12 protein-coding genes and 1 pseudogene are annotated in these 11,669 nt (G+C 39.0%); 4 read left to right on the forward strand and 9 right to left on the reverse strand.

The genetic code is table 11. The features are described from left to right. The 3 genes from C7B62_RS21155 to C7B62_RS21165 all read left to right on the forward strand — a co-directional run. Positions 1-945: ABC transporter ATP-binding protein (locus tag C7B62_RS21155; protein WP_146132162.1), on the forward strand; the 945-nt coding region annotated here is incomplete at its 5' end. A 5-nt stretch (positions 946-950) separates the two neighbouring features. Beyond that, positions 951-2,180: a nucleotidyltransferase family protein gene (locus C7B62_RS21160; protein WP_106241957.1), complete on the forward strand. Its 1,230-nt coding sequence runs from the start codon at positions 951-953 to the stop codon at positions 2,178-2,180. Between the two features lie 210 nt (positions 2,181-2,390). After that, the gene (locus C7B62_RS21165) at positions 2,391-2,993 is read left to right on the forward strand and encodes a peroxiredoxin (RefSeq protein ID WP_106241959.1); all 603 of its coding nucleotides are present in this window, start codon (positions 2,391-2,393) and stop codon (positions 2,991-2,993) included. A gap of 198 nt (positions 2,994-3,191) precedes the next feature. Here C7B62_RS21165 and C7B62_RS21170 read toward each other — a convergent pair whose 3' ends face one another. From C7B62_RS21170 to C7B62_RS21180, 3 genes are all read right to left on the reverse strand, one after another. Beyond that, the gene (locus tag C7B62_RS21170; protein WP_106241962.1) at positions 3,192-4,427 is read right to left on the reverse strand and encodes a DUF3747 domain-containing protein; all 1,236 of its coding nucleotides are present in this window, start codon (positions 4,425-4,427) and stop codon (positions 3,192-3,194) included. A 146-nt stretch (positions 4,428-4,573) separates the two neighbouring features. Then, entirely contained in the window at positions 4,574-5,296 is a 723-nt protein-coding gene (locus C7B62_RS21175; RefSeq protein WP_106241966.1) for a 16S rRNA (uracil(1498)-N(3))-methyltransferase, read from the reverse strand. Between the two features lies 1 nt (position 5,297). Continuing rightward, entirely contained in the window at positions 5,298-5,855 is a 558-nt protein-coding gene (locus C7B62_RS21180; protein WP_233220087.1) for a (2Fe-2S) ferredoxin domain-containing protein, read from the reverse strand. Between the two features lie 396 nt (positions 5,856-6,251). Here C7B62_RS21180 and C7B62_RS21185 point away from each other — a divergent pair, with 396 nt between their 5' ends. Further along, positions 6,252-6,815, forward strand: a complete 564-nt coding sequence (locus C7B62_RS21185) for a Dps family protein (RefSeq protein ID WP_106241969.1) — start codon at positions 6,252-6,254, stop codon at positions 6,813-6,815. A 59-nt stretch (positions 6,816-6,874) separates the two neighbouring features. Here the strand turns inward: C7B62_RS21185 and C7B62_RS21190 are convergent, their stop codons facing one another. The 6 genes and pseudogenes from C7B62_RS21190 to C7B62_RS21210 form a co-directional block, all read right to left on the reverse strand. Next, the gene (locus C7B62_RS21190; protein ID WP_106241972.1) at positions 6,875-8,296 is read right to left on the reverse strand and encodes an amidase; all 1,422 of its coding nucleotides are present in this window, start codon (positions 8,294-8,296) and stop codon (positions 6,875-6,877) included. A 107-nt stretch (positions 8,297-8,403) separates the two neighbouring features. Then, entirely contained in the window at positions 8,404-9,129 is a 726-nt protein-coding gene (gene urtE / locus C7B62_RS21195) for an urea ABC transporter ATP-binding subunit UrtE (protein ID WP_106241975.1), read from the reverse strand. Positions 9,130-9,179: 50 nt separating this feature from the next. After that, on the reverse strand, positions 9,180-10,013 hold the full coding sequence (locus C7B62_RS21200; RefSeq protein ID WP_106241979.1) for a GNAT family N-acetyltransferase: 834 nt from the start codon (positions 10,011-10,013) through the stop codon (positions 9,180-9,182). A gap of 105 nt (positions 10,014-10,118) precedes the next feature. Then, entirely contained in the window at positions 10,119-10,247 is a 129-nt protein-coding gene (locus tag C7B62_RS26930) for a hypothetical protein (RefSeq protein WP_255414074.1), read from the reverse strand. Positions 10,248-10,263: 16 nt separating this feature from the next. Beyond that, the gene (gene urtD / locus C7B62_RS21205) at positions 10,264-11,010 is read right to left on the reverse strand and encodes an urea ABC transporter ATP-binding protein UrtD (protein ID WP_106241981.1); all 747 of its coding nucleotides are present in this window, start codon (positions 11,008-11,010) and stop codon (positions 10,264-10,266) included. A 123-nt stretch (positions 11,011-11,133) separates the two neighbouring features. Further along, positions 11,134-11,669 (reverse strand): annotated as a pseudogene (locus C7B62_RS21210) (urea ABC transporter permease subunit UrtC); the annotation flags it as partial.

Below are 11,669 nucleotides of genomic sequence, written 5' to 3' on the forward strand. Positions count from 1 at the left end.
GTTTTATTACTCGGTGATTTAGTTCTCTATTATCAGGCTCTGCAACGAGGTCAGAACAATTTAAAAGCTACTCTGACTAGCGTATCTGGTCTTTATGAAGATAATTTATTCCTGGCAAATCTTTATGAGTTTTTGGATTTAAAACCAACAGTCGTTGAACCAGAACATCCAAAAGTTCTTCCTCTAACCCTGCAACAAGGGATTGTATTTAATAATGTTAGTTTTCAATACACTGATTCTGCTCGTCAAGCTCTTAAAAATATTAACTTAAGTATCAAGCCTGGTGAGACGATCGCTCTTGTGGGAGAAAATGGTTCGGGCAAAACAACACTGATCAAATTGCTCTGCCGTTTGTACGATCCTACCAGCGGTAATATCACTATCGATGGTGTAGATTTAAAGTTGTTCAAAATTGCCGACTTACGCCGTCAAACAAGTGTTATTTTTCAAGACTACGCTAAATATCATTTTTCCGCTGAGGAAAATATTCGTCTGGGTAATATTGAGATCGAGTTAAAAGATCCAAATATTTTTACCGCTGCCATGCGTTCTGGCGCTCATGATGTGATTGCCAAATTGCCTCATGGTTACGATACTATCTTGGGTAAACTATTTGATACTGGTGAAGAATTGAGTATCGGTCAATGGCAAAAAGTCGCCCTTGCTAGAGCCTTTTTACGAGACTCGCAAGTGATTGTTTTGGATGAACCGACTAGCGCGATGGATCCCAAGGCAGAATATGAAATATTTAAAAAGTTTCGTGAGTTAATTAAAGATCAAGCTGCGGTATTAATTACCCATCGTTTGTCTACCGTCAAAATGGCAGACCGCATTTATGTGATGGATGGCGGACAAATTGTGGAAAGCGGAACCCATGATGAGTTAATCAAACTACAAAAAAGTTATGCCCATTTATTTGAAACTCAAGCTCAAAATTATCGTTAAAAAACATGATTAAAACTTTAAATAAAATATCAGCTTTTGATACTCTTGAAACTAAAAACCTAGAAATAGAGTTAATATTATGCTGCGCTCGTACTAAGCTAGATGAATGCTTTACTAGTAATATTAAAGCTTTATTAGAAAAAAAACTAGATTGGCATTACCTACTCAAGGTTGCAGCGGAGCAGGGTATTGTACCGCTAGTTTATTATAATCTTAATCGCACTTTTCCCCAACAGGTTCCTGTAGAAATTCTTACCCAGTTACATCAGCATTTTCAAGCTAATGTTCAAAGAAATCTACTTTTAACTGCCGAACTAATTAAAATTTTAAAGGTTTTAGAAGATAATAAAGTTGAGGCAATTACTTTTAAAGGACCTACCCTAGCTATCAAAGCTTATGGACAGCTTGCTCTTCGACAGTTTTGTGATTTGGATGTTTTTATTGAAGAAAAAAATTCTCTTGAAGTTGTCAATTTACTTGTTTCCCTGGGCTATCAACTTCCATCCCCAATTGCTCAATTAGCAAGGCATCCATATATGACATATCAAGAGTTTCTAGAGTCAGAAGAAACTCAGAAAAAGTATGAGCTATTTCATGCTCAAAAAAACATTGTTATAGATTTACAATGGTCATTAACGGAAAGAAGGATAAATCGCTTTTTTCCTGTGAATTTTCAACATATTAGTTCTAATTCAAGTTCTATTTATTTAGGTGCTACAGAAATCAAACAGTTTTCTTCAGAAGATATGCTGTTATATCTTTGCTTTCATGGTTCTAAGCATTGCTGGTCAGAGCTTAAATGGATTTGCGATGTTGCAGAGTTTATACAGTCAAATTTAGAAATTGATTGGCAATTGATTAGTTTGAGAGCCAAAGAATGGAAAGTAGAGCGGATGTTGAGTCTTGGTTTATGTTTAGTCGAAAATATTTTGAAGATTGAGCTTTCAGAAACTATCAAACAGAATATTGAAATAGACGAGGTTGTTATAGCTTTAGCTAATAAAGTTAAACGGGGAATTTTTGAATGTTCCCTTACAGAAAAAGAAAAAATTGATTTTCGATTTAAATTAAGAAAACAATTATCTGAACAAATATTTTATTTTTTAGATATTTTATTTACTCCCACTGCCAAAGAATGGAATTTTTTACCCTTTACGCTACCTAAATCTCTCTCATTTTTATACCGTTTGGTAAGACCATATCGATTAGCCAAAGAAAGTTTTCTTTCTAAATGAGAAACTATACTCTGCTGTTGGGAGAGGTAGTGAAAAAATTAAAATGTAGTTATAAGCTACATTTTAGGACGAAGAAATTTTGTTCACCGTCCAACTTCTTGATTGATGGTTAACTCGATGCCGTTATGAGTATGATATATTGATTAAGATTCGTAAAATGTATATAACTTGTCAACTTAACGTTGCTTGGTAATTATAAAGAGCAGAACTATGACTACAGAAGGATGTTTAAGAGTAGGGCAAGAAGCGCCTGAATTTATGGCTACGGCTGTTTTCGACCAAGAATTTAAGACTGTTAAGCTATCTGACTATCGTGGTCAGTATGTGGTCTTGTTTTTCTATCCTTTAGACTTTACCTTTGTTTGTCCTACGGAAATTATTGCGTTTAGCGATCGCCATGGGGATTTTAAGTCCCTTAACACTGAAATTTTAGGGGTGTCTGTAGACAGCGAATTTTCTCACCTAGCTTGGATTCAGACTGAGCGCAAAGCAGGGGGAATTGGAGATATTGATTATCCTCTAGTTTCTGATATTAAAAAGGAAATTAGCACTGCTTACAATGTGCTTGATCCTGAAGCAGGAGTGGCGCTACGAGGACTATTTATTATCGACAAAGAGGGTATTATTCAACATGCTACGATTAACAATCTCTCCTTTGGTCGCAGTGTAGAGGAAACTCTAAGGACTTTAAAAGCGATCCAGCATGTACAGAATAATCCTGATGAGGTTTGTCCAGCAGGGTGGCAAGAAGGAGATCAGACTATGAATCCCGATCCAGTTAAGTCTAAAGTTTACTTTTCTTCCGTCGGTTAATAATCAATCAGACGATTAGATTTTGGCAAAAAAAGGGGCAATTGCCCCTTTTTTTATTGATTGTACTAATTCCTAAAAGTAGCTGGAAAGATCAAAAATCTTCTTAGAGTCAATGAAAAGGCTGAAATATCCATCAAAGCTATCCTCAAGGATTCCCTTCGGTCAAAGCTTAAAGCTAAACCTGTCCTAAATCTCTCGTTATTTTTGAGAATTGGTATTAGTTTGATTATTTTCTTGGGCTTTTTTAGTTAAACAATCATGAGTTCTGAGAGTAGCAGCAGCAGCATAGTTTCTTTCCGCTGGAGCATCAGGCTTAAATGAATCTCCTATTTCTTTATAAGGTGAAGCTACACCGCAATAGGCTGACATAGTAGAAATGCTCGCTGCACCCCAATGATTGGCAGTATCAGAGAATTTGATTGGCTCTTGATTAGTAGCTAACTCTGGCTTCTTACCCTGGAGAGTATTAGCATACTTGGCAAGATTTTGGAGGACGGCGACTAATTCAGCTCTCGTGACAGGATTGCCAGGTTTAAACGAGCCATCGGGATAACCTTTAACAATATCGTTCTCTTTTGCCCATTGAATTTTGTTGGCACTCCAGCGACCAGAATCCACGTCGGGATAAGGCTGAGTCGGCACTACAGAAGCTTTTAGATCCAAACCGTCAATGGTTTCTAACGAGCCAAAAGCCATGGAGACTAGTTGTTCTCTAGTTAAAGATTCTGTCGGACGAAAAGTTTGATCTTTAAAGCCTGCAATAAATCCTAGGGCAACTGCGTTCTCGATATCTGTCTTATAGATGTCTCTGGCAATGTCATTAAATTTAGAACTACCAGTAGCGCCAGGTACATTTTCTGGAGCATCTCCCGCAGCAGCGATCGCTGTTGAATCTCCGCTCAAGAAATAGTGACCCAATGTTTTGCCTTGATAAGCTTTTTTGGTAAACTTCCAGCCTGGATTCAGGTTGATTTTGACATATTCCCCAGGAGCAGGTTTGCCGTTAGTCTGACCGACCACTAAATCGGCACCGTCTTGATTGTTGGTAGCAATTAGCTGAAGTTGATCTCCTTTAGTAATCACATCAAGCCGATAATCCAAACTAGTATCTTGACCATCAAGACGTACTGAATAACCGTTACTATCTGTCGAACGATTACAGCTTCCCGTAAAATCAAACTTAGTCCAGAGAGGATCGATAATGGTTGGGTTAGAACCTTTTTCCGCGTAGCACTGTTGCTTACCAGGAATTTGCTCAATTACGTTTAAATTGTAGCCAATTGCACCAGCAGGAACAGCGATCGCCTCTACCTTGTCTTCTGCTACTGGTGCTTCAGTATACTGAGCCACGGCTGGTACTGATAACAGCGAAGTAGTTAAAATGATCGCTCCCGTAAAAATTGCCGCTAACTTCAACTTTTTTGGTAATTTCATAGTATCTTTGGTGTGCTTGTCGTATCGATATGATTAAAGCTTAAAATTACGCTTTCGTCTCGATTAATTAGGAATTATTTGTATTGACGCATACTAAAATACGGCTGATATATTTTGATTTCATTTAAATTAGCTGATTTTTATCTTCAGCTTTTAGCTTCTAAAACCGCCGTCACAATTGAACTAGCGACGATTGGTGCAGTAATAGCACGTAGAATACGGTTGCCTAAAGATACGGGTTGGAAACCTAGAGCGATCGCCTTGGCTACTTCTAGTTCTGTCCAGCCTCCTTCGCAGCCTGTGGCGATGAGAATTTCTGACTGAGTTTGCTGTTGTAAACTATGCCAAAGAGTTGGGATATCTCCCCGCGCCACGCAGATATATTTATTCTGAGTTGTTTCAACTTGCTCAATTTGCTCAATTGCCGCAATATATTCGATTGGTTCTATGATCTTGGGGACGATTTTCCTTTCCGACTGTTCTGCTGCTTCGCTAGCAATTTTGCGCCAACGTTGAACTTTATTGGAGTTAGGCTTGAGTAAAGTGCGATCGCTAATTACAGGGATAAAATTACTTACTCCTATTTCAGTACAGCAACGAATCACCTGTTCATAGCCGCTAGCTTTGGGCAAAGCCGTCATCAAACTTAAACAAATCGGCAACTCTGTTTTAATGGCAACTGATTGAATAATCTGTGCCGAACGATCTTTAATTTCGGCTATCCAAGCATTACCGATCCCGTCTAATGCTAAAAAGCGATCGCCATTACCCAAGCGTAATACCCGCAAAAGATAATGCAATTGCTGAGTATCTAAAATAATTTGCTCTTGCTGTATTTGTGCAGATTTAATTACTAAACGATAAGTCATACTAATCGCTTGGCGGTAAATATTTGCTAACTAGCTTAGATACTTGCTGGGGTTGCACTCGAGTATAAGAATTTCTGACTGGCATAATTAGACAAGGAGCTTGCTTACACTGCTTCATACAGCCAGTAGTCTTAATTTCTACTTGATCGGTTAGACCTTTGGTTTTTAGTTCAGTCTGTAATATTTGGCAAATTGCCTGACTGCCTTTTTTGCCACAGCTTGAGCCTTGACAGACTAATATCTTGGTTTTTGCTCTTTTAGCTGCGATCGCTGTTTGATGAGACGATTGTTCTGAGAGTAATTCCACTCTGTAGGCTTTATACTCAACCTGTTCTTGATGTAATTTATATTTCCGCATCCCCGTTACTTTTAAATGGCAGCCAGGTTGGAGATGTTTGCCTAAGAGATTTTTTGGTGATTTGGCTACGGCTATCAAATAGTCTGCTTCTAGAGTTGACAAAGAGAGATACTTAATACGACCTTTAGAACTAATTGCAAAATCTTCTAATCTACCAACAATAGTGAATTCGGAAACAAGAGGCTGTAATGCAACCATCATTTAAATCTCGTTTAAACTAAATTTATTCTAATTGATTTTGATTATCAAAAAAAGTCATCAAGCCAAATCAATTAATTCAAGACAAGATACGGTTGATGGTTAGACTACATAACAAAACAAAGAAGTGCGATCGCACTGGGATTAATACTTGTAATAAATACTTCTAACTTACCGTTTTTTGGCTTATTGATAATAAGAGTATTTAAAAAAATTCATTCTACCGCAATCTGGATGAGTAGCAATAGCTTATAAGAATGAAAAGATAGTAATTCTGGCGATTTAGAGCGCTTTGTGTCAATCTCGCAAAAACTACTTAATAACTTTTTTATTCGCAATAAGCTATTCGTGTTAAGTTAATATTGTCAATAAAAATTATTTAATGAGAGAGCAAGAATTATGTCTACTACCACAGGTCTATTACGTCCTTTTGGTCACGTAGAAGACAATCCAGTATTGCTAGATAAAAGCGTCACTACGCCAGTATGTGAAGGTTTTAATGCTGTCTTGTCTAGTTTCCAAGGTTTGTACTTACAATATCAAAAACATCATTTCGTAGTTGAAGGCTCTGAATATTATTCACTGCATGAGTTTTTCGCTGAAAGCTATGAAGAAGTTCAGGGACATGTTCATGAAATAGGCGAACGTCAAAATGGTCTGGGTGGTATTCCTGCTGCAAGTTTTCGTAAATTAGCGGAACTATGTTGCTTTGAGCAAGAAGAAGATGGTGTTTTTGACGAGCGTCAAATGGTAGAACACGATCTCGCAGCAGAACAAGAAATTATCAAGTTACTACGTCAACAAGCATCACAAGCAGAAAGTTTAGGCGATCGCGCTACTCGCTACCTGTACGAGCAGATTTTACTGAAAACTGAAGAAAGAGCTTATCATCTAAACCACTTCTTAGTCCACGATAGTTTAACTCTGGCTTTTGTTGGCAATGGTGTTAATCGTTCCAATTAGCAATAAAGATAGCAAGTTTTTTAAGAGTGCTACCAGATTGAGTATCAAAGGCTTGAAGCTTATGGCTTTGTAATAAAATCACCTGGTCGTAACTGACTCCAAGCTCGAGCCTGTTCAAGTTGAGCAGCCAGGGCAATAATTGTCGCCTCAGAGTTTGGTTGACCGATTAACTGAACTCCTAACGGTACTCCCTGGGGATCAAACCCAGTCGGAATATTAATTACGGGTTGTCCTGTAACGTTAAACGGAGGACAGGGGAGTATCCAGTTAACAATCTCTTGAAAGGTTGCTTCGGGACTAAGATCTTGCCACTCGCCAATTTTAATAGCAGGGGACATATAGGTTGGCGCAACCAAAACATCGAACTGGGCAAATAGACTTACTAGCTGTCGGGCAAACAACTGCATTTGAGTTACCGCCTGAGAGTATTCTCCTGCTGTACCAGACTGGGATAATACCCATTGATTCATCGGACTTAGCACCTCAGCAGGAATTCCTGAAGCAGCTACCGCACTTGACCAGACGATTTTAAAAGGTTCAATCAAGGGGGTTAGGTCGATCGCCTGGGGAATAGCAGTATGACCCATGCTTTCTAACTGCTGTACTGTCTGAGTAACGGCTTGCTGGCATTCGGGGGCGGGTTGTCCTACAGGCAAAAGAGACGTTGTATAACCTACTCTCAACGTAGGTAAGGACTGTTGAGTATTTCTGAGAAAGCTAACTTCGGGTTTTTCTAGCCAGTAAGGATCGCCCGTTATATAGCCAGTTGCTAGATCTAAAAAAGCAGCAGCATCGGCTACGGTACGAGTTACAATGCCGTGAGTTCCCAAGCCACTCAAGCGATCGCCCACAGGCGCAAAAGAAATTCTCCCCCGACTTGGTTTAATTCCCACCAGACCACAGCAAGCAGCAGGACCACGAATTGAACCACCCGCATCTCCTCCTAAAGCGATCGCACAAAAACCCGCAGCCACCGCCGCCGATGAGCCACCGCTAGAACCGCCAGGGGTATAGTCTAAGTTCCACGGATTGCGAGTTGGCGCGAACCCTTCTGGTTCGGTGTAAGGAAAAGAACCTAGTTGGGATGTTGCGGTTTTTCCTAAGATAATAAACCCTGCCTGTTTAATCTTGCTGACCACGCCATCATCGTAGGTCGCAACTTGATCTTTGAGGGCAACAATGCCGTAGCTTGTAGGCATACCCGCAACGGACTTGAGATCTTTAATGGCGATCGGCACACCAAAAAAAGGCGGTAGATAGCTAGTATCTAAAGTTTGCTCTAGCTGGGCGCTTTTCAACTTAGCTTCGGCGATCGCACTTTCTTGAGCAACATAATTAAAACTGCCCACTTGAGAATCGTATTTAGCAATGCGGTCTAAATACATTTCGGTCAACTCCAGAGGAGTCACCTGGCGCTCTTTAATTAACTTAGCCTGTTTTAAGGCTGAGGTAAAAGCTAGATCAGAGGCATTTAAAGACATAAAGTAGTAAACAGGATTTTATATTGCAGTCAACTGAATAGTGATTTTACTATTTTTTCAGCCGAGTCCCTGTCAATTAGATAGCGGTCTATCAAATTCAATATAAATCAAACCGCCAAAAACTGCTGAATAACTTCTCGACTCAGTTCTTTAGTACTGCCAGATGCCACAATACCGCCTTTTTGCATCGCATAATATTTATCTGCTTGACGGACAAAGTGGAGGTGCTGCTCGACTAATAAGACAGAAATACCAGTAGCAGCAATAATCCGTTTAACTGCCGTTTCAATTTCCAGAATGATTGAGGGCTGTATACCTTCGGTGGGTTCATCCAACACTAATAAACGAGGTTTGCCCATCAACGCACGAGCGATCGCCAGCTGCTGCTGTTGTCCTCCACTCAAATCTCCTCCCATGCGGGACAACATAGTTTTTAAGACAGGAAATAGCTCAAATATCTCTTCGGGAATAGATTCATTACCTTTTCTTCCTTCAGGCTTGGCCTCCAAACCTAACAAAAGATTATCTTTAACCGATACCCGAGGAATAATTTCTCTTCCTTGAGGGACATAGCCTATACCCAACTTGGCGCGACGATCTGGGGTTAATTTGGTTATGGAGAGTGGCGCAGCCATGCCGCCGGGCTTATCGCCAAGGACTATATTACCAGTGCGGGGTGACAACAAACCCATAATAGTTTTTAGTAGAGTCGTCTTGCCAACACCATTACGCCCAATTAAACATACCATTTGCCCAGAAGGCACACTCAGATCCACATTACGCAAAATATGACTTTCGCCGTAATATACGTTTAAATCTGATATTCCCAACATTAAATCTGTTGCTTGGTGCGGGTTAATTATGGATTGTGTCATGATTAATTTTAATTTTGTTCAAACTTATAACTATCGAAATCGCATGCAGGTTGATAACCAATTTTTTGATAAATCCTGTTAGAGGTAGAATTAGCCAAATCAGTAAATAAAAAGCAATAGTTATTTCCTCTATCTAATAAGGTTTGGCTCAAAGCAGCTACACAAGAACTAGCGTATCTTTGTTTACGGTATTCTAAAGGGGTGTAAACAGCGTTAATTCTAATTCCGTTAGGAGTCGAGCCACTAAAGCCTGCCATTGATAAGGGGATATCATTTTGCCAGACATATAGACTTTTATTTTTCAGACGAAGATCGTACCAATCTTGATATTGTTGTTCTGTTCTTACTTCTCCTATTGCTTCGATTTCAAAAGCTCTAATCCATTCGATCAATAAAGAGCGATCACTTTTCGTTGCCAAACGTAATTCGCCCTCAGCATAATTAATTATTTTTACGGTTTCCAACTGGTAAATGCGCTGTGCCAACTTTAAACAATAAGATTGCCCAGTCAGAGATTGCCACATTTGAGCAAAAGCAATTGCTTCTGATTTGGGTGCAATTACACCTGGTAAAGATATATTATTGGCGACTAGATTAGAGATGATTTCAAAGATCGCTTCTTCGGATCGAGATCGAGACAAAATTAACTGATGAGGTGGAGTTCTCATTGCAGTACTTAAAATAAGCTCGTTTTGAGTTACTGCTATTAAATACGGTTGTTTTTTAAAATCTTTTTGAGAACACATACCTAAGATTAAGCAATGAGCGGCTTCATGCTCTAGTAAATAATCTTCAACAGTTTGACGATAACAATCTATATTTTCAAAATGCTCTGTTTTCATTTGCTCAATATATGTTTCTGTCGATCAAGAAGAGTATTGTAAACTAACAGCTAACAAGTTAGATAACTGTTAATTGTTCATTTCTGTTCGCTTCAGTACTTCCTCCTATGATTTCAGAAAAGAATCTAACTTTGCCCATTGGCTAAAATATGCATATTCCAAAAAGGCTTGAATACGTTCTACTTCTAAATAAGCTTCTAAAATTTCTAGATTATTCATTTTTGATACGGTCAAGTGTCATATTTATTATTTATTCTGGTGCTTCTCCCAGATAAACCTCAATTACCCTGGGATCATTTTGTACCTCGTCCATTTTTCCTTCACATAGCAATGCACCCTGATGCAATACTGTCACCTTATCATTAGCAATTTGACGGACAAATTCCATATCATGTTCGATCGCAATAATGGAATGGCTCTCAGCTAAAGAAAGTAACAATGCACCGACGTTTTCGGTTTCTTCATCTGTTAATCCTGCTGCGGGTTCATCTACTAACAATAAGTCTGGAGATTGTGCAACTAACATGCCGATTTCTAGTCTTTGTTTTTCCCCGTGAGATAACAAGTTTGCTAAAAGATTAGCTCGTTTATCTAAACCAATTGTTTCTAATAAACCTGCCACAGTTCTTTGCTCACTGTGATTAGACTGACCAAATAAAGTTGGAAAAACGTTTTTCTTGCGGTTACAAACTAAGTCTAAATTTTCTTTGGCGGTTAAATTTAAATATACTCTAGGGGTTTGAAATTTGCGACCAATACCCATCCGAGATATTTCATATTCTGGTATTTTTTTGAGATCTTTGCCTTTAAAAAGAACTCTACCCTTAGTTGGCTGAACTTTACCTGTAATTACATCCAAAAAAGTGGTTTTGCCTGCACCATTCGGTCCAATAATAACCCTAAGTTCTCCTGAATCGAGACTAAAATTTAAGTTGTTAAGTGCCTTAAAGCCACCAAAACTAACGGTTAAATTCTCAATTTCTAATATCTTGCTCATCCTCTAGTATCCATCTCTAAAAACTTCAGTGCCTAAACAAAATTAATTACAGATTATTATTCACCTTTTCCCCTTTCCTTTTACCCAGTTTCAACTAAGAAATTAATTTTGCACGACTACTTATTACCTATTACTTTCTATCTCATCTCTCTCCTGTTGCACTTCAGGATCTTCTACTAAGCTTGGATAAGTAACCAAAGGTTGATCTCGTCCGATCAGCGATCGCAATTTAGGACTACCATAGTCTTTAAACCAACCGACAATGCCATCGGGTAGTACTGTCACTACAGTTAGGAATAATGCACCTTGAAAAAACAACCATATTTCAGGAAAACTTTCACTTAAGGAAGTTTGGGCTAGGCGGACTAACATAGTGCCCAGGATTGCCCCAATCAAAGTACCTCTGCCTCCCACTGCAACCCAAATTACCATCTCAATCGAGAAAGCCACCTGCATAATACTTGGGTTAATAATCCCTGTTTGCACAGTATATAACGCCCCTGCAATACCAGCGATCGCACCTGAAATGCTAAAGACCAAAACCTTGTAGCCTGTAGGGTTATACCCTGAAAATCTCACCCTAGTTTCATCATCCCGAATTGCCATCAGCAACCTGCCAAAACGTCCACTAGTTAACCAACGACAAAGTAGATACACTA

Source organism: Pleurocapsa sp. CCALA 161 (assembly GCF_003003995.1).
GTDB lineage: Bacteria > Cyanobacteriota > Cyanobacteriia > Cyanobacteriales > Xenococcaceae > Waterburya.

Coding starts and splice junctions, on each gene's coding strand:
- C7B62_RS21160 (WP_106241957.1), top strand. CDS start 951: ATGATTAAAACTTTAAATAAAATATCAGCTTTTGATACTCTTGAAACT.
- C7B62_RS21165 (WP_106241959.1), top strand. CDS start 2,391: ATGACTACAGAAGGATGTTTAAGAGTAGGGCAAGAAGCGCCTGAATTT.
- C7B62_RS21170 (WP_106241962.1), bottom strand. CDS start 4,427: ATGAAATTACCAAAAAAGTTGAAGTTAGCGGCAATTTTTACGGGAGCG.
- C7B62_RS21175 (WP_106241966.1), bottom strand. CDS start 5,296: ATGACTTATCGTTTAGTAATTAAATCTGCACAAATACAGCAAGAGCAA.
- C7B62_RS21180 (WP_233220087.1), bottom strand. CDS start 5,855: ATGATGGTTGCATTACAGCCTCTTGTTTCCGAATTCACTATTGTTGGT.
- C7B62_RS21185 (WP_106241969.1), top strand. CDS start 6,252: ATGTCTACTACCACAGGTCTATTACGTCCTTTTGGTCACGTAGAAGAC.
- C7B62_RS21190 (WP_106241972.1), bottom strand. CDS start 8,296: ATGTCTTTAAATGCCTCTGATCTAGCTTTTACCTCAGCCTTAAAACAG.
- urtE (WP_106241975.1), bottom strand. CDS start 9,129: ATGTTGGGAATATCAGATTTAAACGTATATTACGGCGAAAGTCATATT.
- C7B62_RS21200 (WP_106241979.1), bottom strand. CDS start 10,013: ATGAAAACAGAGCATTTTGAAAATATAGATTGTTATCGTCAAACTGTT.
- urtD (WP_106241981.1), bottom strand. CDS start 11,010: ATGAGCAAGATATTAGAAATTGAGAATTTAACCGTTAGTTTTGGTGGC.